Origin of the sequence: Streptomyces araujoniae (assembly GCF_050871195.1) — a bacterium.
Lineage (GTDB): Bacteria > Actinomycetota > Actinomycetes > Streptomycetales > Streptomycetaceae > Streptomyces > Streptomyces bacillaris.
Map to the genome: position 1 here is coordinate 7,485,489 of NZ_CP194070.1, position 21,797 is coordinate 7,507,285.

General features: G+C 73.6%; 21 protein-coding genes. 16 read left to right on the top strand and 5 right to left on the bottom strand.

Going from position 1 to position 21,797, the window contains the following annotated elements; all coding sequences use genetic code 11:
- Positions 1–3 precede the first annotated feature (3 nt).
- The 3 genes from ACQ9ZG_RS31610 to ACQ9ZG_RS31620 all read right to left on the bottom strand — a co-directional run bounded on the left by ACQ9ZG_RS31610 (position 4) and on the right by ACQ9ZG_RS31620 (position 2,500).
- Positions 4–639 carry a metal ABC transporter ATP-binding protein gene (locus ACQ9ZG_RS31610; protein WP_499281480.1) on the bottom strand — a complete coding sequence of 212 codons (636 nt, stop codon included), beginning with the start codon at positions 637–639 and terminating at the stop codon, positions 4–6.
- 344 nt (positions 640–983) lie between these two features.
- The gene (locus ACQ9ZG_RS31615; RefSeq protein ID WP_499281481.1) at positions 984–1,571 is read right to left on the bottom strand and encodes a sigma-70 family RNA polymerase sigma factor; all 588 of its coding nucleotides are present in this window, start codon (positions 1,569–1,571) and stop codon (positions 984–986) included.
- Positions 1,572–1,708: 137 nt separating this feature from the next.
- On the bottom strand, positions 1,709–2,500 hold the full coding sequence (locus ACQ9ZG_RS31620; RefSeq protein ID WP_499281482.1) for a hypothetical protein: 792 nt from the start codon (positions 2,498–2,500) through the stop codon (positions 1,709–1,711).
- A gap of 302 nt (positions 2,501–2,802) precedes the next feature.
- Here ACQ9ZG_RS31620 and ACQ9ZG_RS31625 point away from each other — a divergent pair, with 302 nt between their 5' ends.
- Positions 2,803–3,012: a hypothetical protein gene (locus tag ACQ9ZG_RS31625; RefSeq protein WP_028417960.1), complete on the top strand. Its 210-nt coding sequence runs from the start codon at positions 2,803–2,805 to the stop codon at positions 3,010–3,012.
- A gap of 100 nt (positions 3,013–3,112) precedes the next feature.
- On the opposite strand, the gene ACQ9ZG_RS31630 is transcribed toward ACQ9ZG_RS31625, so the two are convergent.
- Positions 3,113–3,328, bottom strand: coding sequence for a heavy-metal-associated domain-containing protein (locus tag ACQ9ZG_RS31630; RefSeq protein ID WP_084990490.1), 216 nt, complete (start codon positions 3,326–3,328; stop codon positions 3,113–3,115).
- 255 nt (positions 3,329–3,583) lie between these two features.
- Here ACQ9ZG_RS31630 and ACQ9ZG_RS31635 point away from each other — a divergent pair, with 255 nt between their 5' ends.
- The 4 genes from ACQ9ZG_RS31635 to ACQ9ZG_RS31650 all read left to right on the top strand — a co-directional run bounded on the left by ACQ9ZG_RS31635 (position 3,584) and on the right by ACQ9ZG_RS31650 (position 8,639).
- Complete coding sequence (locus ACQ9ZG_RS31635) at positions 3,584–3,808, top strand: hypothetical protein (RefSeq protein WP_109914185.1); 225 nt, start codon at positions 3,584–3,586, stop codon at positions 3,806–3,808.
- Positions 3,808–6,120, top strand: a complete 2,313-nt coding sequence (locus ACQ9ZG_RS31640) for a heavy metal translocating P-type ATPase (RefSeq protein WP_499281483.1) — start codon at positions 3,808–3,810, stop codon at positions 6,118–6,120. The genes ACQ9ZG_RS31635 and ACQ9ZG_RS31640 overlap by 1 nt, the downstream gene beginning before the upstream one ends.
- A gap of 55 nt (positions 6,121–6,175) precedes the next feature.
- A complete protein-coding gene (locus ACQ9ZG_RS31645) occupies positions 6,176–6,697 on the top strand; it encodes a copper chaperone PCu(A)C (protein WP_258312279.1) in 522 nt (173 codons plus the stop codon).
- Positions 6,698–7,031: 334 nt separating this feature from the next.
- Positions 7,032–8,639 carry an alpha/beta hydrolase gene (locus ACQ9ZG_RS31650; RefSeq protein WP_109916478.1) on the top strand — a complete coding sequence of 536 codons (1,608 nt, stop codon included), beginning with the start codon at positions 7,032–7,034 and terminating at the stop codon, positions 8,637–8,639.
- A 304-nt stretch (positions 8,640–8,943) separates the two neighbouring features.
- On the opposite strand, the gene ACQ9ZG_RS31655 is transcribed toward ACQ9ZG_RS31650, so the two are convergent.
- Positions 8,944–9,465: a cupin domain-containing protein gene (locus ACQ9ZG_RS31655; RefSeq protein WP_028417955.1), complete on the bottom strand. Its 522-nt coding sequence runs from the start codon at positions 9,463–9,465 to the stop codon at positions 8,944–8,946.
- A 140-nt stretch (positions 9,466–9,605) separates the two neighbouring features.
- Between ACQ9ZG_RS31655 and ACQ9ZG_RS31660 the strand changes: the two genes are divergently transcribed.
- From ACQ9ZG_RS31660 to ACQ9ZG_RS31710, 11 genes are all read left to right on the top strand, one after another.
- Entirely contained in the window at positions 9,606–10,052 is a 447-nt protein-coding gene (locus ACQ9ZG_RS31660) for an RrF2 family transcriptional regulator (protein WP_499281484.1), read from the top strand.
- Complete coding sequence (locus tag ACQ9ZG_RS31665) at positions 10,049–10,993, top strand: DsbA family oxidoreductase (RefSeq protein WP_499281485.1); 945 nt, start codon at positions 10,049–10,051, stop codon at positions 10,991–10,993. Before ACQ9ZG_RS31660 ends, ACQ9ZG_RS31665 begins: the two co-directional genes overlap by 4 nt.
- Positions 10,994–11,503: 510 nt before the next feature.
- A complete protein-coding gene (locus ACQ9ZG_RS31670) occupies positions 11,504–13,078 on the top strand; it encodes an ABC transporter substrate-binding protein (protein WP_499281486.1) in 1,575 nt (524 codons plus the stop codon).
- A gap of 94 nt (positions 13,079–13,172) precedes the next feature.
- Positions 13,173–14,201: an ABC transporter permease gene (locus ACQ9ZG_RS31675; protein ID WP_499281487.1), complete on the top strand. Its 1,029-nt coding sequence runs from the start codon at positions 13,173–13,175 to the stop codon at positions 14,199–14,201.
- Between the two features lie 2 nt (positions 14,202–14,203).
- Positions 14,204–15,097 (top strand): ABC transporter permease, encoded by an 894-nt coding sequence (locus tag ACQ9ZG_RS31680; RefSeq protein ID WP_109914993.1) that lies wholly within the window; start codon positions 14,204–14,206, stop codon positions 15,095–15,097.
- Entirely contained in the window at positions 15,094–16,011 is a 918-nt protein-coding gene (locus ACQ9ZG_RS31685) for an ABC transporter ATP-binding protein (protein ID WP_109914992.1), read from the top strand. Before ACQ9ZG_RS31680 ends, ACQ9ZG_RS31685 begins: the two co-directional genes overlap by 4 nt.
- Complete coding sequence (locus ACQ9ZG_RS31690) at positions 16,008–16,877, top strand: ABC transporter ATP-binding protein (protein WP_109914991.1); 870 nt, start codon at positions 16,008–16,010, stop codon at positions 16,875–16,877. Before ACQ9ZG_RS31685 ends, ACQ9ZG_RS31690 begins: the two co-directional genes overlap by 4 nt.
- A 39-nt stretch (positions 16,878–16,916) precedes the next feature.
- On the top strand, positions 16,917–18,257 hold the full coding sequence (locus tag ACQ9ZG_RS31695; protein WP_028417947.1) for an NtaA/DmoA family FMN-dependent monooxygenase: 1,341 nt from the start codon (positions 16,917–16,919) through the stop codon (positions 18,255–18,257).
- Positions 18,258–18,606: 349 nt separating this feature from the next.
- Positions 18,607–19,371 carry an alpha/beta hydrolase gene (locus tag ACQ9ZG_RS31700; RefSeq protein ID WP_499281488.1) on the top strand — a complete coding sequence of 255 codons (765 nt, stop codon included), beginning with the start codon at positions 18,607–18,609 and terminating at the stop codon, positions 19,369–19,371.
- A 73-nt stretch (positions 19,372–19,444) separates the two neighbouring features.
- A complete protein-coding gene (gene ssuE, locus ACQ9ZG_RS31705) occupies positions 19,445–20,020 on the top strand; it encodes an NADPH-dependent FMN reductase (RefSeq protein WP_109917468.1) in 576 nt (191 codons plus the stop codon).
- A 111-nt stretch (positions 20,021–20,131) separates the two neighbouring features.
- Positions 20,132–21,751, top strand: a complete 1,620-nt coding sequence (locus ACQ9ZG_RS31710; protein ID WP_499281489.1) for an adenosine deaminase family protein — start codon at positions 20,132–20,134, stop codon at positions 21,749–21,751.
- The last annotated feature ends 46 nt before the right edge of the window (positions 21,752–21,797 follow it).

Below are 21,797 nucleotides of genomic sequence, written 5' to 3' on the forward strand. Positions count from 1 at the left end.
TGTTCACCGCACCTCCCGCAGCCGGCCCGCGGCCATTTCGAGCACGCGGTCGCAGCGGTTCGCCAGGGCCCGGTCGTGCGTCACCACGACGAGGGTGACCGGCAGCGAGGTGAGGACGTCCGCGGCTTCCTCCTGGCCGTCGAAGTCCAGGGCGGCGGTGGGCTCGTCGGCCAGGAGCACCCGCGCGCCCGCGGCGACGCAGCCGATCGCCCGGGCCAGGTACATCCGCTGCAACTGGCCGCCCGAGAGGGTGTGCAACGGGCGGTCGGCCAGGTCTCCGACGCCCAGCCCGGAGGCGGCCGCGCCGGCGTCGCGGGGCGCCGCGCTGCTGGCCAGCAACTCGGAGCCGAGAAGGGGGAACCGGCCCGCGGCCGGCTTCTGGGGAATCCAGGCACAGGCCCGGCGGCGCCAGGCCCACGCGGCGGGGGAGCCGGCCTCCCGGCCCCCGACCGCGATGGTGCCGGACACCTGGCGGTGCAGGCCGAGCACCGCACGGAGCAGAGTGGACTTCCCCGAGCCGTTGGTGCCCGTCAGGGCGACACGCTCGCCCGCGGCTATCTCCAGGTCGATGTCGGAGACCGCCGCGACACGACCGTGCCGACAGCCCACTCCTCTCATCCGTATGTCGAGCCCGCCCATCCCCCTACCTTTCTCGGCCCCGAGCGATGCGGAGCGACGGGTGCCCACCACCCACGCACCAGTAGTCGGGAGGTGCGAGGGCATAGTTCCCGTACGTCATCGCGAATTCCCGTGCTGTTCGGCGGAGGGCGGTCCTTCGCGCGGTCGGCGGGGCGGGGCTTCCCGTCGGGGACGATCTCCTGGTGTCCGCCGTCCGCGTCGGCGTTGTCCACCTCGTTCCCGTCGTGGAGCGGCCGGGTCCGCGCATCGGCGACCGGCCCTTGCGGAGCCGGGACTTCGGCGGCTCCCGGCTCGCCGCCCGGGGCGCGGTCGGCGCCCCGGGCGGCCGTGGGGAGCCCTCCTGGTCAGCCGACCGGTACGGGCTCCGCCTTCTCGTCGAGCATCGCGCAGAGCGCCGTACGGGCTCGGGAGACCCGGGATCTGATGGTGCCCACGGGGCACGCGCTGGTCCGGGCGGCGTCGTCGTAGGGCATGTCCAGGAGCTGGGTCAGGACGAACGCCTCGCGGCGCTCGTCGGGCAGCGCCTCGACCAGGGCCATCAGGGCGATGCCCTCGTCGAAGCCGGGCAGGTCCCGCGGCTGGCTGCACTCCGCGACGAACTGCCAGTCCGGGGTGTCGGCCAGGCGGGGCCGGGAGGCGGCGCGCCGCAGATTGTCGACCACCGTGCGGCGGGCGATCGTCAGCAGCCAGGAGCGGGCCGAGCCGCGCCCCTGGAAGAGGTGCACGGTGGAGACGGCGCGCAGGAACGTCTCCTGGACCAGGTCCTCGGCGATCTGGGAGTCGTCGGCCAGGGCGGTGACATAGCGGCGTACGTCGCGGTGGAGGGCTCGGAAGACGTGCTCGAAGGCGTCGGCGTCGCCTGCTGCGGCGCCGAGAGCCCAGGCGGTCACTTCGTCCTCCGTCGCCCCGGTCCCGTTCTGGGCAGGAAGCATGGACTGCGGTTCCTTCCGGGTGTCCGGACGGGGCGCAGCCCATGGGCGTACCCGGTCCGGAGAGGGGGAGATCGCACCGGTGCGTGGGCGCACGGGTGCACGTCGGCGGCGGTCGAGCGGCCGACGTGATCCGGCTGTCAGCGGACAGCGATCTCCCTGGGCGGTCCCCGGGTGACGCGGGTGTGGACGAGCAGACGTGAGCGCGGGGGCGTGACGGAGCGGTCGGCGGCGGATCCCGGAGGCGCGGAAGGGAGCGGCCGGAGGGCTTCGAACAGGGCGAGCGGAAGGCGGAAGCGGTCCGCCAGGGAGCGGAGGACCTGGAAGGCGGCGCGCTCGCCCCGGGCCAGCCACAGGCCGCAGAGCAGTGCCGCCACCACGTGCGCGGCGAGCATGCCCCAGGAGGCGGTGCCGGTCATCGCCGCCATGTCGTGTCCGGACAGGACGACTTCGGTCCCCGCCGTACGGGCACCGTGGCCGGTGTGCCCGAGCGCCGCCATGGCCGAGGCACCCCCGTCCGGGCGGGGCAGCGGCATGCTGTCGGCCGGCCAGGCCCGCGCGGCCACGTCATGGGCACGCGCCGCGGCCGCTGTGTCGTGCGACGGGCCGCAGAGCAGGGCCTCGGCCCACCGCGCCGCAGGCGTGCGGCCCCCGCCGTCGGCCGCTGCCGGCGGCCGAGCGGTCTGGGCGAGGGTGAACACCGCGTGCAGGGACGCCTGCGCCGCGACCGTGAGGGCGACGACGGTGGCCTGGCCCCGTTCCCGGCCGGCCAGCAGCCAGGCCGGCACGGCCGCACCGGCCAGGCCCAGCCCCAGAACCCATCCGGGAAGCGGGGCATCGGACATGAGGGCGTGGCCGAGGGCGGCCAGCGTCACACACACGACCGCGAAGAGCGCGGACCGTGCGGCGCGGAGACGCCATCCCACCGACATGCCGACGATCCTGGCATCCTTCCCACGGTCTCCCCGGGCCGGGGCCCTGGTGTGCCCCGGCCGGGACCGTCTCCCGTCCGAAGGCCCCGGGTCCCGCGCGGCCGACATCCGAGTGGTCGTACGGCAGTGCTTCCCGGTTCCCCCGGCCACCGGGGTTTCCGGTGCATCAGGTGCGCGCGTCCGGACCGCCGTGCTCCCGTGCCGCTCCCCGGAGGCGCGTGCCGCCCGGTGGCCCGGGGCATCACCTCGGTACCCCGGTACCCGGCTCCGCCCGGGGGCCGACGAACGCTGAGGAGAACGCGATGTCCGGATCACCCGAACCCCTGGCCACCTTCTGTGGGAACTGCAACTGCGGCTGCCCGCAGCTGTTCGTGGACGAGAGCGCCCCTGCCGACCGCCGGATCGTGATCACCGACGACTTCGGGCAGCGGGTGGAGATGAGCGCGGACCAGTTCGGTTCCCTGATCGAGGAGGCCAAGGCCGGCCGCCTGGACGCGGCCGCAGCGGCGTGACCGGCACGCGGGTCCGGGAAGCGGCGCCGCCCGGACCCGCGTCCGTCCGTCGGCAGGAGACGGCACGGCCCGCGGACCGCCGTGGCCGCAGGGCCCCGGATCAGACCGGCAGGGGTTCCGCGACGGTGTATCCCGCCTCGACGACGGCCGTACGGACGGCGGTGTCGTCGAGGGCCCGGCCGCGGACCAGGACCGTCCCCCCGAGGAGGTCGACCCGCACCTCCTCCACACCCGGCACCCCGGACACCTGCTCCATGACACCGGCCACGCAGTGGCCGCACGTCATCCCCGTGACGCGGTAGCGCTTCTCGTCCATGCTCTGCTCCTTGTCGTCGGTCCCCTCCGTATACGGATGACGAAGGGGCGGTGTTCACCAGCCGTGGGCCGGACCCCTCCGGACGGCCGGTCACTCCACGGGTCGTGCGCCGGCCCGCATGCGCTCCCGCCATCACCCGTACGGGGCTGTGACCTCGTTCACCCGTACGCCCCGGAACTCGTGCGGGACCTCCCCCGACTTCTGGACCGTCAGGAGCCGCCGCGCACCGGCGGCATGCAGAGCGAGGAGCGTCCTGTGGACCAGAAGGCAGCCCCCGGGCCCGGAACGAAGGCCGCCCGGTCCGCCCCGCCACCCGCGTTGTGGGCTTTCCTGTTCCTGCTCGGCGCCCTGTTCACGGGGGCCTGTGCCGTGGGACAGGCGGTGGGGCCGGTCGCGCCGGGGATGCACGGTCCGGGCCTCATCGGCGACGGACCCGCGCGGGACGGGGAGACGCCGATGGACCACGGGAGCGGGCACTGATGGCGGCGGAAGCGGCGCCTTCCACCGGGACGGGGATCGGCGTCGTCACCGACATCGCCGTCGGGGGAATGACCTGTGCCGCCTGCGTCCGGCGGGTCGAGCGGAAGCTCGGCCGGCTCGACGGCGTCACCGCGGAGGTGAACCTCGCCACCGGCCGGGCCCGGGTCAGCCATCCCGCCGGCGTGCCGGTCGAGACGTTGACGGCGGCCGTCGAGGCCGCCGGGTATACGGCCGACCCGGTCGCGCCACCGCAGGAGGGGCCTCGGCGGTCGACGGCGGAGGGGGAGAAGGCGGACGGCGCACGACAGGAGCGCCAACGGCTGTACGTCACCGCCGCGTTGTCCCTTCCGGTCCTCCTGCTGTCGATGGCCCCGCCGCTCCAGTTCGACCACTGGCAGTGGGGGTGCTTCGCGCTCGCCGCCCCCGTCGCCACCTGGAGCGCCTGGCCCTTCCACCAGCGGGCCCTCGCCGGTCTCCGGCACGCCACCGCGACCATGGACACTCTGGTCTCGCTCGGCGTGGCGGCCTCCTTCCTCTGGTCGGCGTACGCGCTGTTCCTCGGAGGCGCCGGTCTGCCCGGCATGCGGATGCCGTTCAGCCTGATCCCCTCCGCACCCGACGGCACGGCCCATGTGTACCTGGAAGCGGCGGTGGGCGTACCGCTCTTCGTTCTGCTGGGCCGGTTCCTGGAAGGCCGGGCCCGGCGGGGGACCGGGGCGGCGCTGCGCTCGCTCGCCCGTCTCGCCGCGAAGGAAGTCACCGTACGCCGGGGCGGCACGGACGCACTCCTGCCGATCGAGCAACTGCGCACCGGCGACACGTTCGTCGTCCGTCCGGGGGAGCGGGTCGCCACCGACGGCGAGGTGGCCGAGGGCAGTTCGGCCGTCGACCTCTCCCTGGTCACCGGCGAGTCCGAGCCCGTCGAGGTGGGTCCGGGATCCCCGGTGACCGGTGGCTCCGTCAACGTGGGAGGCCTGCTGCTGGTGCGGGCGGGTGCCGTCGGTGCGGACACCCAGCTGGCCCGGATCACCCGGCTGGTCACCGACGCCCAGGCGGGCAAGGCCCGTGCCCAGCGGCTGGCCGACACCGTCGCGGGCGTCTTCGTCCCCGTCGTCCTGGCGCTCGCGGTCACGACGCTGGGCTTCTGGCTCGGCGCCGGCGCCGACCGGCAGGCCGCGATCACCGCCGCCGTCGCCGTCCTCGTCGTCGCCTGCCCGTGCGCCCTGGGGCTCGCGACCCCGACCGCCCTGATGGCCGCCACCGGTCGCGGGGCGCGGCTGGGCGTCCTGGTGAGCGGGCCGCAGGCACTCGAAGGGCTCCAGCACATCGACACCGTGGTGCTCGACAAGACGGGGACCCTCACCTCGGGCCGTATGAGCGTCGGCCGGGTCACCGCCGCGCCCGACGGGCCGGACGCGGCGGCGGTCCTGCGGCTGGCGGGCGCGGTCGAGCAGGGCTCGGAACACCCGCTCGGCCACGCGATCGCGGCGCACGCCCGTCGCACGGCCGGAGAGGACGGTCTGCCCGCCGTGACCGGGTTCCGCGCCACCGCCGGGCACGGGGTGAGCGGAACGGTGGAGGGGCACGGGGTCGAGGTGGTGACACCGGTCGGCACCGAGCTGCCGACCGCGCTGCGCACCGCACGCGAGCGGGCCGACGAGGACGCCCGTACGGCCGTGCTGGTGCGGGTGGACGGTGTCCCCGCCGCCCTGGTGGAGGTGACCGATCTCGTACGGCCCGGCAGCTACCGTGCCGTCGACCGGCTGCGCAGGCTCGGCGTCCGCCCCGTCCTGGCCACCGGCGACCGGGCCGCCGTCGCACGAACGGTCGCCGGGGACCTCGGCATCGCGGAGGTCCACGCCCGCTGCACGCCGCAGGACAAGGCCGAACTGGTGCGCCGGCTGCGGGCCGAGGGGCGGCGCGTGGCCGTGGTCGGGGACGGCGTCAACGACGCCGCCGCTCTGGCCGGGGCCGATCTGGGCATCGCCATGGGCACCGGGACGGACGTGGCCATCGGTGCCGCCGACGTCACCCTCGTACGCGGCGACATCGAGGCGCTCGCGGACGCGGTCCGGCTGGCCCGGCACACCCTGGGCACCATCCGCGCCAACCTGGCCTGGGCCTTCGGCTACAACGCCGTGACCATGCCCCTGGCCATGGTCGGCCTGCTCAACCCCATGGTCGCTGCCGTCGCGATGTCCCTCAGCTCCGTGCTCGTCGTGGCCAACAGCCTCCGACTGCGCAACTGGCAGCCCGCCCCCGCGCGCCGGCCCCGCTCCCGTACCCGTACCGCCGTGCGGAGCGTGACGTGACCTCCCCGACCGCTCCACCCCTGCTCATATCCCTCTTCCTGCGAGGAAAAGTCCGGTGACGAACGACCCGACCCCCTCCGCCCGCCGGCGCCGGACACGGGAAGCGACGACGACAGGCGCGGTGGTGGCCCTGGCCTCCCTGGCCGCGGTCGGCGCTCTCTCCGCCTGGACCGCCGCCGGATACGCGGGCAGCCCCGCGAGGATCGAGGTGCGCGAAGGCCGGGTTCTGCTGCCGGTGGTGCCGGGGCGGACCACCAACGCCTACTTCCGGATCGTCAACACCGGCGGCTCCCCCGACCGGCTCCTCTCGGTCACCGCACGGTCCGGGAGGGACCCCGAACTGACCGTGCACCGCATGAACACCTCGAACGGTGCCTACCGCGAACGGTCCGGCCCCGTGGACATCCCGGCGTACGGAGAGGTGGATATGTCGCCGCACGGCTCGGCGGTGACCCTCGGGGCCGACCCCGCCTGGCAACCGGGGGAACGCGTCACGTTCACGCTCGACTTCCGGCGGGCCGGAGAAGTGACCGTGGACGCCGTGGCCCGGCCGGTCACCCTGGGGTCCCCACCCTGATAACGGGACCGTACGCACCCCTCCGCCAACTCCCTTTCCGGTGAACCGGACAGGCCGGACGGACGGCGGACGGGCGGCGGACGGAGCGCTGCACACCCGGTTGCGCGCCACACCCGCCCCCCGCTGTGAGCGCCACCGGTTCCGGACGCCGGGAAGGGGGCCATCGCCCCCTACAACTCCGGTATCACGCAAGCCCGTTGCATCCCTCCCAAGGTGGAGGGAAGTGCGGCCCGGTGAGGGATCCGCAGTGGCGGCCCGCTGCTGAATGATCTCTCTGTCCCACCCTGTGACCGGAAGGACCGATATCGTGCGCAGACGACGTCTCGCGCCCCTCATGGCCGTGAGCATCACCGCCATGCTGGCTCCCGCACTCGCCACCACCCCGGCCGCCGCGGCCCCGGCCTCCGCGCCGTCGGCGACCGTCTCCCCGGCCACGGCCACGGGCGCGCTGGACCCCTACACCCGGCAGAAGCCCCGGTGGAAGCGGTGCGAAGCCTCCGCCCCGGTGGAGTTCCAGTGCGCCACCATCCAGGTCCCGCTGGACTACCGGGCCCCCGGCGGCAAGCGCCTCGACCTGGCCATATCCCGGATCAAGAGCACCGCGCCCGGCAAGCGCCACGGCGTCCTGCTCTCCAACCCCGGCGGCCCCGGCGGTCCGGGCATCTACATGCCGCTGGCGTTGCAGGAGGAACTGCCCGCGTCCGTGACGCGGAAGTACGACCTCATAGGCTTCGACCCGCGCGGAGTGGGCGAGAGCTCCCCGGTGAGCTGCAACCTCACCCTGGAGGAGGAGGACTGGCTCCGCCCGTACAAGAAGGAGACGTTCACCAAGGACGTCGCCTGGGCGCGCAAGGTCGCGGAGAAGTGCCGGGCGAAGTCGGGCGGCGTCCTCCCGCACATCACGACGCGCAACACCGCCCGCGACCTGGACGTGCTCCGGGCGGTCCTCGGCGAGAAGAAGCTCTCGTACCTCGGCTACTCGTACGGCACCTACCTGGGCGCCGTCTACACCCAGCTCTTCCCCGGCCGCGTCGACCGGTTCGTGCTGGACAGCGCGGTCGACCCGGCGCGCGCCTGGCGCGGCATGGTCCAGTGGTGGGCGGAGGGCGCCGAGCCCGCCTTCGACCGGTGGACCGAGTGGGCCGCCGCGCGCTCGGAGACGTACGGCCTCGGGGACACACCGAAGAAGGTCGACCGGACCTTCTGGGAGCTGATCGCGCGCGCCGACCGGAAGCCCGTCGAGTTCGACGGAATGCGGCTCACCGGCGACGACATCCGGGGCGGGATGCGCGGGGCCGTGTTCAGCCCGAAGTCCGCGACCGAGGCGTTCGTGGAGCTGAAGAAGGCCGCGGACGGCCGGCCCGCCTCCGCGGCGAAGGCCACCGCCCTCACCGGGGTCGCGGGGTCGGCGCGCCAGGCCGCCGGAGTCCCGGACGACAACATGACGGCCGGCTTCTGGGCCGTGGTGTGCGGCGACAACTCCGCCGCCTGGCCCCGGAACCCCGAGCGCTACCGGCAGGACGCCATCGCCGACAAGGGCCGCTACCCGCTCTTCGGTGACTTCGCCTCCAGCATCAAGCCGTGCGCCTTCTGGAACGCGTCGGTGGAACCGGCCACCAAGGTGGACAACAGGGTCAACTCCCTGATCGTCCAGAACGAGTGGGACTCCCAGACCCCGCTGCCCAGCGCTCAGGCCCTGCACACCGTCATGAAGCGCTCGAAGATGGTCACCGTCCTCGGCGGCGAGGGCCACGGCGTCTACCCGAGCGGCAACTCCTGCACGGACGGCACGGTCACCGGCTACCTCCTGTCCGGCAAGCTCCCGGCCAGGGACGTCACCTGCCGCGCCACCGCCGCGTCGAACGCGGAGGCCCGGAAGGACCAGCAGCGGGACACCGTCCCCGGCTCACCGCTTCCGCAGCGAGCCCCGGACCGCTTCTGAGCGCTGCCGTGGGACAGCGCCGGTGGGCCCGGTCGTAGCGACCGGGGCCCGGAGAGGGCGCTGACGACGGGGCAGGACCTCTTGCGAGGCCTGCCCCGTCCGTGCTGCGGCCAGGGTTTCGCGGACCTCTTCCGAAGCGTGTCCCGTCCCAGGGTTTCGCGGACCCCTTCCGAAGCGTGTCCCGTCCCCGGGTTCCGCGGACCTCTTCCGAAGTGTGCCCCGTCCGTTCCGCTGCCAGGTCACGCGGGCCTCTCGCAGAGGCGTGTTCCGGCCTGCCGCGACCCGGTCCCGCGCCCGGTGGGCATCACCCCTCCCGGCCGCCCCCGTCCGCCGGAAGCGCGTACAGCCGGGGCAGGTTGACCACGATCGCCTCCTGGGTCGAGCGGGCGATGACGACCACGGCCTCCTCGGAGGGATCGGGGTTCTCCTCGCGGTGGGGCACGAACGGCGGGACGAAGATGTAGTCGCCCGGGGACGCGCGCAGACGGACCTCCTGCGGCTCGTCGCCGGAATCGTCGAGGAACACGAACTCCGGGTGCCCGCTGACCACATGGATGGCTGTCTCGGATGCACCGTGGTGGTGGTCGGAGGAGGAGGTGGCCGGCGCCACATGGGTCTGGCCCATCCACAGCTTCTCGGAACCGGTGGTCTTCCCGCTGATGGCCGCGAACCGGCGCATCCCGCCGGTCTGGGCCGTGTCGCCGTCCAGGGCATCGGCCCGGATGTGGTGCAGGCGGGTGTGCAGCGGGGCGGTGGCGCGCTCCGCCGGGGCGTCGTGGAGGTGCGGGTGGAATCCTTCGCCCGCGGTGGTGAGGGGCTCGCTCATGCCGGGGACGCTAGGGCGGCGCGGAAAAGGATGTCAAGAGGTGTCCTTTGCGGTTCATCTGCGGCAATGTTGCTGACACAGAGGCGTGCAATCCCATGGAGGCCCGGCCTCCGCACGGGGCTTGGGGCATGATGAGCGCCATGCATATCTCCGCGAAAGCGGACTACGCCACGCGGGCCCTGCTGGAACTCGCCCGTGAACCCGGCCGTCCGCTCACCTGCGAAGCCATCGCCTCCGCGCAGGAGATTCCCTTCCGTTTCCTGAAGTCGGTGGTGGGCGAGTTGCGCAGGGCCGGTCTCGTCCGGAGCCAGCGCGGCTGCGAGGGCGGGTACTGGCTCGGCAGGCCCGCCGACGAGGTCACCCTCCTCGACGTGGTCCGCGCCGTCGACGGCGACGTCCTCACCCTGCGCGGCGAACCGCTCGACGGACTCGGCTACCCCGGTGCCGCCGCGCCCCTGCCGGGTGTGTGGCGGCAGATCGAGGCGGGCGCGGCGGCGGTGCTGGGCGGGCTGACGCTGGCCTCCCTGGTGCCCGCCGGGCTGTCCGCCGGCACCCCGGAACGGCGTTCCGAGGTCGGCGCCGCATGAGCGGTACGCCGGACCCGGACGGCCCGCCCCCGGAGTCCGCACCGGCCCCGGACGGCCCGCCGCCGCTGGAGGTGGTGGAGTACACCGATCCGCTCTGCCCCTGGGCCTGGGGCTCCGAACCCGCCTTCCGCCGGCTCCGGGCGGCGCTGGCCGGCCGGGTCCACTGGCGGCGTGCGTACGCCATCCTCTTCGACGACGCGGAGGACGATCCGCCGCTCGATCCCGCCGCCGAAACCGCCTGGTACGCACGTCACCTGGCGGACATCGGCGCACTCACGCGGGCGCCCCGCGCCCACCGGCTGAGCCGGGTGGCGGCCAGCTCCTGGCCCTCCTCGCTCGTCGCCAGGGCCGCCGAGGCCCAAGGGTCCGAGACCGCCGAGCGGGTGCTGCGGCGGCTGCGCGAGAGCGTCTTCGTCCTCGGTGAGCCCGCCGACACCGAGGCGCTCGCGCTCCGGTCCGCACGCGGGGTGCCGGGCCTGGATCCCGGTCGGCTGGCGCGCGACGCCGCCTCGGCCGCCGTACGGGAGAGCGTGCGCGCCGACCGGGCCGAGGCGCGCCGTCCGGTCCCCGAGGTGCACTCCGTGCGCGAGGAGTCGCCGCACCCCGGGACGGCGAAGGAGACCCCCGGCGGCGAAGTCCGGTACGCGCTGCCGACGCTGCTGTTCCGGACCCCGGCCGCGTACCGCGTGGTGCCCGGCTGGCGGCCGTACGAGGCGTACGCGGCCGCCGTCGACGCCCTCTGCCCGGGGCTGCTCCGGGAGGCCGCGCCGCTCGCCCCGGACCTGGCGCTGGAGCGCTACCGGAGCCTGACCGGCCCCGAGCGGCTGGTGCTGACCCGGGGAGCCTGGCCGCCGCCGGACGCGGTGCGGGTGGACACCGCGCAGGGGCCCGTGTGGCTGCACCCCGACGAGGCCCAACACCACCCCGTCGCCCGGCAGTAGACCGCCGCAACGCCCTGAGCTGCGGCCCGCGGCCGTTCCGCCGAATGAGACACCAAAAGGTGTCCATTGACATCCGGGGGCGCGCGGCACCAGGATGTGCCGCATGCTCACGACGCACCCCGGCGTGATGTGCCGCTACGTGGACCTGCGGCGCACCTCCAGCGCTCTCTGTCGCTGACCGACCGCCACTTCGGCCCACAGGCGTACCCCGATCGCCGACGGCAGCCCCGCTGACCGTCGTCGCACCGATCGGCCCCTGTCTCCTCCGCGTCCCTCCTGCGCCACCCCGCGCACCTTCAACGGCCCGCGCCGTGCGCCCCGTTCGTGACCCCGTTTGCCGTCACCGCCGCCGTCGACCCGTCCCGGACCGCGCTCGCACCGAGGCGTGCCGAGGCCCCACCGCCTGCCCGGACGTTCCCGCGTCCGGCTCCGGCGCGGGCACCGGCCGCCCTGGTTCCGCTCCGTCCGCCCCGTACCGCGGCCGGCGCCCATCACAGAGAGAACACCGAGATGCCCGCACGACCGACGAACCTCCGCCCGGGACTCCGCGTCCGGCCCGCCCGCCGGGCCCGGGGCCTCCGGGCCCCCGCCCTCGGGGCCGCCCTCGCCGCCCTGCTCGTCCCGGCCCTGAGCGGCTGCGGGGGAGGCGCCTCCTCCGCCACCGGCAACGCCACGCTGAAGTGGGCCTCCTCCTACTTCCCGGCCCACTGGGACCCGGTGGTGTCGGGCAGCGGCGCCCAGTTCCGTCAACTCGCCCTCGTCTACGCCTCCCTGACCCGCACCGACGAGGAGGGCAAGGCCGTCCCGGACCTCGCCGAGAGCTGGGAGTACAACGACAGGGGCGACCGGATCACCTTCAAGCTGCGCCCCGGCCAGAAGTTCAGCGACGGCGAACCGATCGACGCCGCCGCCGTGAAGGCCGCCATCGAACGCGCCCAGAAGCAGAAGAACTCCGCCCTCTTCGGCGACCTGACCTCGATCGGGAAGGTCGAGGCCAAGGGGCTCGAAGCCACCCTGAACCTCACTCAGGTCGACTACCAGATACCGCAGTTGCTCGGTCAGCGGGTGCTCCAGATCGCCAGCCCGAAGGCCGCGGAGGACCCGGAGAAGCTGGACCAGAACCCGGTCGGGGCCGGTCCCTTCGTGGTCCAGCAGCTGATCCCCGGTACCAAGGCGGTCCTCAAGAAGAACCCGGACTACTGGGACGCCGAGAACATCCACCTCGACAACGTCGAACTGGTCTCCGCCCCCGACACCTCGACGGTCGTCTCCGGACTGCGCACCGGCGTCTACAACTTCGCCGACATCGACCCCAGCCAGGCGGACGCGGCGAAGAAGGCCGGACTCGACGTCTTCGTCCAGCCCGGCTTCAACGCCGCCAACCTGAGCCTCAACGTCAACAAGGCGCCCTTCGGCGACGACAAGGTCGTCGACGCCGTCCGGCACGCGGTCAACCGCGAGGAGTTCGTGCGGAAGCTGACCTTCGGCTACGGCGAGGCGACCGACCAGCCGTTCCCCAAGGCGTACGTGGCCTACGACCCCAAGTCCGAGAACGCCTACCCCTACGACCCGGCGAAGGCGAAGAAGCTCCTCGCCGAGGCGGGCCACCGGCCCGGTGACCTCAAGCTGAACCTGGTCATCCCGTCCGAGGACCCGCAGGCCGAGATCGTCCAGTCGCAACTGGCCGCCGTCGGCATCAAGGTCACGATCAAGATCGACAAGAACTGGTCCACCCCCTTCTTCGCCAAGGACCTGGCGTTCTCCCTGTACGGGACCACCGGGCGCGACTCCGCCGTCCAGACCCTCACCGCGCACTTCGGCCCCGACGGCCCGCTCAACCTCTCCACCCCGTACGAGCCGGCCGGCTTCGAGGAGGCGGTGGCCAAGGTCCGCCAGACCCCGCTGGACTCGCCCGACTACGCCGCCACCCTCCAGGCCGCCACCCGGGCCGGACTCGAGAGCAAGGCGCTGGTGTTCACGTACGCCTCACCGAACCTCTTCGCCAAGACGAAGGCGCTCTCCGCGCTCCCGAAGAACCCCGGGCACATCGACTGGACCGGCGTGAAGCTCTCCGGCACCGGCTGACCTGCCCGCGGCGCCGATCACTTCTTCCCGCACCGCCCATCAGCCCATGAGCCCACCTGTCCGTCAGCCCATCGCACAGAGAGGGGGCAGCCCCATGACGACGACCGAGCCACCGCTCACCCCTGCCCGCCGTCGCGGGGTCGCCGTGGCCAGGACACAGCACGCGAGCGCCCGTGTCCTGGCCGTCCTCGCCCGGTCGGTCGCCATCTTCGTCCCGGTCTTCCTGGTCGCGACCTTCGTCACCTTCGCACTCCGCTCACTCAGCGGACTCAGCCCGGCCCGCATCCAGTTGGGCGAGGACGCCACCCCCGAGGCCATCGCCCGCATCGAGGCGCAGTGGGGGCTGGACCAGCCCTTCCTCACCCAGTACTGGAACTGGTTCAGCGGCGTGCTCCGCGGTGAGCTGGGCAGCAGCTGGGTCAACGGCGCCGACATCTCCACCCTGATCGGCCTCGGGCTGGGGGTGAGCCTCTCGGTCGCCACGTTCGCCCTGGTCATCGGAGTGGCCGTCGGCTTCGTCCTCGGTACGGTCGCGGCCCTCCGGCGGACCACCGCGGTCGACCGGGCCATCACCGGGTTCGTCACCGTGGTCTCGGTGATGCCCGCCTTCGTCGTCGGCATCGTGCTGGTCGCGGTCCTCGCCGTCGGCTTCGGGCTCTTCCCCTCCGCCGGGTACGTCCCGGCGGAACAGGGAGTCGGCCCCTGGCTCGCCCACATCACCCTGCCCGCCCTGGCGCTCAGCTTCGACGTCATCGCCGACGTGGCACGCCAGCTGCGCTCCAGTCTCGTCGGCGCCTACCGGGAGAACTACGTGACCGGCGCGGTGGTACGGGGGCTGGGACCGCGCCGGATCTTCTTCGGGCACGTCCTGCGCAACGGCCTCGGCCCGACGCTCGCCACGCTCGGGCAGAAGTTCCCCGCCCTGGTCGGCGCCTCCGTCGTCACCGAGTGGATCTTCGGCCTCCAGGGGTTCGGCCGGTTCGCCAACGACTCCGCCCAGGCCGGTGACGTACCCGCCGTCCAGGGCGTCCTGGTGGTCTCCATCGCCCTGGTCGTCTCCTTCAACCTCGTCATCAACCTGGTGCTGGCCCGTGTGATGCCGGCCTCCCAGAGGGGGGTGTGACCATGGTGCGCCGCGTTCTCGCACTCACCTCCGGACGGATCGCCGTCACCATCCTCGCCGTGATCGCGCTCCTCGCTCTCCTCGGCCCCTGGCTCGCCCCGCAGGACCCCCTGGCCACCAGCGACAACGCGCTCGCGGCCACCTCCGGCGCCCACTGGCTGGGCACGGACTACCTCGGCCGCGACGTGCTCAGCCGTCTGCTGGACGGCTCCCGCATCAGCGTCCTCGGCTCGCTGGAGGTCGCCCTGGTGGCCCTCGTCGTCGGTGCGGTCCCCGGCATCCTGTCGGTCTACCTCGGCCGGGCCTTCGAGTGGTTCACCCTCCGTATCGCGGACACCCTGGTCGCCCTGCCGTTCCTGCTCTTCGCCATCGCGGTGATCTCCCTGCTCGGCAACGGCATCACCCAGGCGATGCTCGTCACCGGCGTACTCGTCTCCCCGCTCTTCTACCGGGTCTCCCGCGCCGCCACCCTGGCCGTCGCCCGCTCCCCGTACGTGGAGGCCGCGATCGTCTCCGGCGCCACCGTCGGCTGGATCGTCCGGCGCCACGTCTGGACCAAGGTCCTCCCGCCGATCGCCGTAGCGCTCGCCCAGACCATCGGCGTCGGCTTCGTGATCGTCTCCAGCCTCACCTTCCTCGGCATCGGCGTCCAGCCGCCCGAGCCCACCTGGGGCGGGCTGCTCGCCTCCGACCTGGGCTACCTCGGCCACCGCCCCTGGGCCCCGGTGGCACCCGCACTGCTGATCATGGTCACCGTCTGGGCCTGCAACCTCCTCGCCGACGCGATCCGCGACGTCTCGGGCGAAGCGGGCCGGGCGCTGGCCAACGACCGCAGGGCCCGCGCCAACCGCCGTGAGGCGGCCCCCGAACCCCACCCCGCCGGAGGTTCCCGATGAGCCCGCTGTCCCCCGACACCCTCACCACCCGCCCACCCGACACCGGCCGGAAGACCCCCGGCGCATCCGGGACGGCCGACGCCGAGGACGCCCCGGCGGCCGAACCCGTCCTGGCCCTCCACGACGTACGCATCACCGACCGGGTCACCGACCGGGAGATCGTCCACGGCGTCACCTTCGAACTGCCCCCCGGCAAGGCGGTCGGCATCGTGGGGGAGTCCGGCAGCGGCAAGACCCTCACCTGCCGGGCCGCGCTCGGGATCCTGCCCCCGCACTTCGAGATCACCGCCGGCCGCATCGACCTGGCCGGGACCGACATCGCGACGCTGACCCCCCGGCAGTGGACGGACCTGCGCGGCGCCACCATCAGCGCCGTCTTCCAGGACCCCGCCTCCTACCTCAACCCCGCGATCAAGGTCGGCGCCCAGATCGCCGAGGTCATCCGGGTCAAGCAGGGCCTCGGGCGGCGGGCCGCCCGCCGCCGTGCCGTCGAACTGCTCACGGCCGTACGGCTGCGCGACCCGGAGCTTGTTCACGGGCAGTACCCCCACGAGCTCTCCGGCGGCATGCTCCAGCGCGTCCTGATCGCCGCCGCCATCGCCGTCGAACCCCGGGCCCTCATCGCCGACGAGGCCACCACCGCGCTCGACGTCACCGTCCAGGCCGAGATCCTCGACCTCCTCGACGAGCTGCGCACACGGACCGGCCTCGCCCTCGTCGTCGTCTCCCACGACCTCGCCGTCGTCGCCCACCTCTGCGACGAGGTCCTGGTCATGCGGCAGGGCGAGGTGGTGGAGCGGGGCGAGACCCGCTCCGTGCTCCACGACCCGCAGCACGACTACACCCGCCTGCTCGTCGCCGAGCACGACAGCTACGGCCTGGACAGGTTCCTCGCGCCGGAGGTGGCGTCGTGACCACCACGGCACCGGCGGCCGAGAACGCCGTACGCGAGGACGGGCCGGGCCCGGTCCTGGAGGTGTCCGGCCTCGACGTGCACTACGGCCGGGGGCGCAAGCGCCGGCGCGCCCTGCACGGCGTCACCCTGGACGTCGCCCCCGGCGAGGCCGTCGGCGTCATCGGCGAGACGGGCTCCGGCAAGTCCACCCTGGCCCGCACCGTCCTCGGGCTCGTCCCCGCGTCGGCCGGATCGATCCGTATCGCCGGGGAGGACGTGAGCGGTCACGGGCCCCGCCAGTGGCGCGACCTGCGGCGGCGCGGCGTGATCCAGTACGTCTTCCAGGACCCGCTGCGCAGCCTCGACCCGGACCTCACCATCGAGGACTCCCTGACCGAACCCCTGCTCATCCAGGGCGTCCGGCGCCAGGAAGCCTCCCTGCGGGCCCGCTCCTTCCTCGACCGGGTCCACCTCACGGCTGACCTCCTCGGCCGACTGCCCGGTGAACTCTCCGGCGGCCAGCGCCAACGGGTCTCCGTCGCCCGTGCCCTGGTCACCGGCCCCCGGCTCGTCATCCTCGACGAACCGGTCAGCGCCCTGGACTCCGCCAACCGCGTCCAGGTCCTGGAGATCCTCAAGGAGCTGCGCGCCTCCGGGGTCGCCCTCGTCCTCATCTCCCACGACCTCGGCTCCGTCGCCGGGACCGCCGACCGCATCGCCGTCCTCTACCAGGGCGAACTGGTCGAGACCGGCACCGCCCGCGACGTCGTCAGCCGGCCGCAGCACCCCTACACCCGCCTGCTGCTCGGCTCCGCCCCCACCCTGCGCGGAAGGCCCGCCGGCCGTGCCGAACGCGAGGCGCTGCGGGCCCTGCTGAGCGCCTGAGCGCACCCCGTAACCAGCCACGAACGATAAGGACCAGCCATGTCCCGCAGAATCCACCTCGCCCTGCACCCCTACGGTGTCGGCGGCCCCGGCCAGCACGGTCTCTGGAAGGACCCGCGCGTCGCCAAGGACGCCAGTATCGACATCGACTACTACATCCGGCAGGCGCAGGCAGCCGAACACGCCCTGTTCGACGCCCTGTTCATCGTCGACAGCCAGTTCATCAACTCCACCTACCCCGCCCACTACCTCAACCGCCTGGAGCCGCTGACCCTGTTGTCCGCGGTCGCCACCCACACCCGCCACATCGGCCTGGTCGCCACGGCCAGTTCGACGTACAACTCACCGTTCAACCTCGCCCGTCGCTTCGCCTCGCTGGACCTCATCAGCGGCGGCCGCGCCGGCTGGAACGTGGTGACCAGCTTCGACACCGGCACCTCGAAGAACTTCGGCCTCGACGAGCACCTCGACTACGCCACCCGCTACGGCCGCGCCCTGGAGTTCGTCCAGGTGGCCCGGGGGCTCTGGGACTCCTACGAGGACGACGCCTTCCCCGCGGACGTGGACCGGAACCTCTTCCTCGACCCGGAGCGGCTGCACACCCTCGACCACGTGGGCGAGCACTTCAAGGTCGCCGGGCCGCTCAACATCTCCCGCTCGCCGCAGGGGCAGCCCGTCATCTTCCAGGCCGGGGTCTCCGCCGAGGGCCGCGACCTGGCAGCCCGCGTCGCCGAGGGCATCTACGCACCCGGCGGCACCCTGGAACAGGCCCAGGAGTACTACGCCGACATCAAGCGGCGCACCGCCGCCCACGGCCGCGACCCCGACCACATCAAGGTCTTCATCCACGGCGGACCCGTCGTCGGCTCCACCGACGAGGAGGCGCGGCGCCGCGAACGGGAGATCTTCGAGGAGGACAACGACTTCGAGCGCAACCTCGCGCTGCTCGGCCGCTCCTTCGGCGCATACGACTTCAGCGTCCACGACCTGGACGCCCCCTTCCCCGACGTCGCCCACCTCGCCGAGAAGGGCGGCCGCACCGGAGCCGCCAGGATCATCGAGCGCGCCCGGGAGCAGAAGCTGACGCTACGTCAAGTCGCCCAGGAGGCCAACGCATTCCGGCAGTCGCCGTTCGTCGGTGCCCCGGACACCGTCGCCGACACCATCGAGAGGTGGTACGACGCGGGCACCCTCGACGGCATCAACCTCGCGTTCCGCAACAACGACGACCTCGACCTCTTCGTCGACGGCGTGGTCCCGCTGCTCCAGAAGCGCGGACTGTTCCGCACCGAGTACGAGGCCGACACCCTGCGCGGCAACCTCGGCCTGCCGATCCCCGCCAACCGCCACACCCGCGAGCGCGAACTCGCGGGCGGCTGATGCCCCGCCGTGCCGGACCTCCCCGCGACGGGGAAGCGGGCCGTGACGTCCACACGGCCCGCTTCCCGGTCGGCAGACCCTCAGCCACCGTCGACGTCCTCATCGCCGGCGCCGGCCCCGACGCCCGCGCCGTCCACGGCACCGCCCGTGTGCTGATCCGCCCCGACCGGCACGTCGCCCGGCGCGGCTCCGTGCTCCCGGACGGCGGTGCCCGGGCGGTCCTCGACCGGCTGCCGGGCCGGGACCGGCCCGGCACCGCCGCGCGGGCCCTCGGGGCCGCCCCCGCCCCCGCGTGTCCTCTGACCCCCCACCGAGCCCACCGAGCAGCCCACCGAGCCAGGAGCCCCAGATGACCGAGCACGCCGAGTACACCGACCACCACGGCCCCGAAGGGCCCGCCATCCGCGGCACGGTCGTCGTCGTGCCCGGCCGGGGGGAGACCCGGGAGACCTACGCCCGGCTGGGCCGACGGCTCGCCGCCGACGCCTACCGGGTCCGGGTCGTGGACCCCGTCCCCCTCGACGCCGACGACCCGGCCGGGTCTCTCATCCGGTTCGGCGCCCGGATCACGGAGGCCGTCGAGGGCACGGCCGGCCCGGACGGTGTCGCCCGCCCCGTGGTCCTGGTGGGCGCCGACACCGGGGCGGTCGCGGTGGCGGCGCTCCTGGGCGGCGGGGGGAGTACGGCGGCGGACGCCGTGGTCCTCGCCGGGCTCCCGGCACGTGCCGCGGCCCCCGGCGACTGGGACGACGAGCTGAACGCCCGTACGTTCTGCCCCGCCCACCGCGCCACGCTCACCGGCGATTCCGGATTCCGCCGCGGCGCCCTCGACGAGGCGGTGCCGGACGCCCTGCTCACGGCGGCGTACGGGAGCGGGGCGGACGTCCCGGCGCTCATCCTGACCGGCGACGCCGATCCGCTGGCGGACCGCGACGCCCTCACCCGTACGGCCAAGTCCCTTCCCCGGGCCCGCCTTTCGGTCGTGCGCGACGCCCACCACGACGTCCTCAACGATATGCAGCACCGCTCGGTCGCCGCCGAGATCGTCAGCTTCCTGGAGGCGCTGCGCAACGAACTCGTCCCGCTCGTCACGGTGGAGTCCACCGCCTGGTGAGCCGGGGCGCCCGCCCCTGAACCGCCCCGACACCCCAGCCGTTCCCGAAGACCGCACCCCGAAAGGTCACCCCATGGCCACCGTTCTCTCCGTCTCCGGAAGCCCCTCCGCCACCTCCCGCACCGCGCGCCTCCTGCTCCACCTCGACGACCGGCTGCGGGACCAGGGCCACGACGTGATCTCCCTCGACGTGCGCACGCTGCCCCCCGAAGCCCTGCTGGGCGCCGACTTCGGGCACCCGGCCGTCGTCGAGGCCACCGCGCTGTTCGAGCGGGTGGACGGGGTGGTCATCGGCACCCCGATCTACAAGGCCGCCTACTCGGGGCTGCTCAAGACGCTGCTGGACCTGCTGCCCCAGTACGCGCTGGCCGGCAAGACCGTCCTGCCACTCGCCACGGGCGGCAGCACGGCCCATGTCCTCGCCATCGACTACGCGTTGCGCCCGGTCCTGACGTCGATGGGGGCCGCCCACGTCGTGCCGGGGTGGTTCACCCTGGACAAGGACATCACCGTCCGCCCCGACGGCACGGTCGCCCTGGCCCCGGCCGCCGCGGTGGCGGTGGGGGAGGCGGTGGACCGGTTCTCCGCGGTCCTCCGGGAACGTCCGGCCCTCCTGGACCGCGCCGCGGCGCTGGCCCCCAGCACCTGATCAGGCCGTTACCACGGGAATGAGACAGTCTTCCCGCCCGATCGAGTGGATCTTGCTGTCGAACCCCGCCTCCGGAGGAGGAACGCGTCCACCCGAAGCCATCATTTGGCGGTGATCATCTCGAACCGGACGGCGCGACGCCGTCCCAAGTCCCTTGTCCCGGCCGGGATCGGCGTACTCGCCCTGCTCGCGGTGCTGCCCGCGATCCCGGCCACCGCCGCCCCCGCGCAGGAGCCGCCCGCCCCGGCCGCCGGGCCCGTGTCGTACCGCCCGCTCACCCCGGCCGAGCGCCGGACCTCCGCCCAGCTCGACGCCCTGCAGGGCGACCCCGCCCGGCTGAAGGGCTTCTTCGCCGCGCTGCCCAAGGGCGCCGACCTGCACAACCACCTGTCGGGCGCGGTCACCACCGAGTACCTGATCCAGCTCGCGGGCGAGAACGGGCTCTGCATCGACGCGACGGACACCGCCGTACAACCGCCCTGCGGGCCCGGTACGCGTCCGGCCGCCGACGCCCGTACGGACGCCGAGTTCCGCCTGCGCATCGTCCGCGCCTGGTCGATGCAGGACTTCCCCGCCGACCGGTCCGGCCACGACCACTTCTTCGACACCTTCGGCAAGTTCGGGGAGGCGACCCGCGACCGGGGCAAGCTCCTCGCCAACGTCGCCGACACCGTGGTGGCCCAGAACCAGTTCTATCTGGAGACCCTGGTCACCCCCGCCTCCGGCAGCGCGCGCAAGCTCGCCGAGTCCGTGGGCTACGACGCCGACCTCGCCGCCTTCCACCGCAAGCTCGTCGCGGGCGGAAAGCTCGACCAGGTCGTCGCCGAGGCGGTCCGCGAGGCCGACGCCGCCGACGCCCAGTTCCGCGAGGCCGCGCGGTGCGACACCCGCCGCCCGGCACCGGGCTGCCGGCTGCCCGTACGGTGGATCTCCCAGGTCTCCCGGGGCAGTTCGCCGGAACGGGTCTTCACCCAGATGGCCGTCGGCCTCCGGCTCGCCGAGCGCGACCCCCGGTTCGTCGCGGTCAACCTCGTCCAGCCGGAGGACGGGGAGAGCGCGCTGCGCAACTACAGCCTCCAGATGCGGATGCTCCAGTACCTGCGCACCCAGTACCCGGACGTCCGGCTCACCCTGCACGCCGGTGAACTGACCCCCGGCCTGGTCAAGCCCGAGGACCTCACCTTCCACATCCGCGAGGCCGTGCTCGTCGCCGGGGCCGAACGCATCGGCCACGGCGTCGACCTGGTCCACGAGGACGACTGGCGCGGCCTCGCCCGGACGATGGCCGAGCGCCGCGTCGCCGTCGAGGTGCCGTTCAGCAGCAACAAGCAGATCCTGGGCGTGGCCGGCGACGACCACCCCTTCGACACCTACCGCCGCTACGGCGTCCCCGTGGTCCTCGCCACCGACGACCCCGGCGTCTCGCGCATCGACATCAGCCACGAGTACCAGTACGCCCGGGAGACCTACGGACTGGGCTACGCCGAGCTGAAGGACCTGGCCCGCGCCTCGCTGGAGTACGCCTTCGTCGACGGGGCCGGCCTCTGGGCCACCGGGCCCGGCCGCACCGCCTACCGCCCGGTGCGCGCCTGCGCCGGATCCCGGCCGGGCTTCGCCCCGCCCGCCCCGGCCTGCGCCCGCCACCTGGAGGAGAACCCGAAGGCGGCGATCCAGTGGCGCCAGGAGGCCGCGTTCGCCGGTTTCGAACGGCGGTACGGCGGATCGCGCTGATCCGGCACCGCCGATGACCCGGGGCGGGCGGGCCGCGGCCATGAAC

Bases quoted from the DNA above. Each gene is read 5' to 3' on its own strand.
- ACQ9ZG_RS31615 (WP_499281481.1), bottom strand. From the start codon at position 1,571: ATGCTTCCTGCCCAGAACGGGACCGGGGCGACGGAGGACGAAGTGACC.
- ACQ9ZG_RS31655 (WP_028417955.1), bottom strand. From the start codon at position 9,465: ATGAGCGAGCCCCTCACCACCGCGGGCGAAGGATTCCACCCGCACCTC.
- ACQ9ZG_RS31680 (WP_109914993.1), top strand. From the start codon at position 14,204: ATGGTGCGCCGCGTTCTCGCACTCACCTCCGGACGGATCGCCGTCACC.
- ACQ9ZG_RS31620 (WP_499281482.1), bottom strand. From the start codon at position 2,500: ATGTCGGTGGGATGGCGTCTCCGCGCCGCACGGTCCGCGCTCTTCGCG.
- ACQ9ZG_RS31685 (WP_109914992.1), top strand. From the start codon at position 15,094: ATGAGCCCGCTGTCCCCCGACACCCTCACCACCCGCCCACCCGACACC.
- ACQ9ZG_RS31640 (WP_499281483.1), top strand. From the start codon at position 3,808: ATGGCGGCGGAAGCGGCGCCTTCCACCGGGACGGGGATCGGCGTCGTC.
- ACQ9ZG_RS31695 (WP_028417947.1), top strand. From the start codon at position 16,917: ATGTCCCGCAGAATCCACCTCGCCCTGCACCCCTACGGTGTCGGCGGC.
- ACQ9ZG_RS31675 (WP_499281487.1), top strand. From the start codon at position 13,173: ATGACGACGACCGAGCCACCGCTCACCCCTGCCCGCCGTCGCGGGGTC.
- ACQ9ZG_RS31650 (WP_109916478.1), top strand. From the start codon at position 7,032: ATGGCCGTGAGCATCACCGCCATGCTGGCTCCCGCACTCGCCACCACC.
- ACQ9ZG_RS31630 (WP_084990490.1), bottom strand. From the start codon at position 3,328: ATGGACGAGAAGCGCTACCGCGTCACGGGGATGACGTGCGGCCACTGC.
- ACQ9ZG_RS31700 (WP_499281488.1), top strand. From the start codon at position 18,607: ATGACCGAGCACGCCGAGTACACCGACCACCACGGCCCCGAAGGGCCC.
- ACQ9ZG_RS31660 (WP_499281484.1), top strand. From the start codon at position 9,606: ATGCATATCTCCGCGAAAGCGGACTACGCCACGCGGGCCCTGCTGGAA.
- ACQ9ZG_RS31610 (WP_499281480.1), bottom strand. From the start codon at position 639: ATGGGCGGGCTCGACATACGGATGAGAGGAGTGGGCTGTCGGCACGGT.
- ssuE (WP_109917468.1), top strand. From the start codon at position 19,445: ATGGCCACCGTTCTCTCCGTCTCCGGAAGCCCCTCCGCCACCTCCCGC.
- ACQ9ZG_RS31665 (WP_499281485.1), top strand. From the start codon at position 10,049: ATGAGCGGTACGCCGGACCCGGACGGCCCGCCCCCGGAGTCCGCACCG.
- ACQ9ZG_RS31670 (WP_499281486.1), top strand. From the start codon at position 11,504: ATGCCCGCACGACCGACGAACCTCCGCCCGGGACTCCGCGTCCGGCCC.
- ACQ9ZG_RS31625 (WP_028417960.1), top strand. From the start codon at position 2,803: ATGTCCGGATCACCCGAACCCCTGGCCACCTTCTGTGGGAACTGCAAC.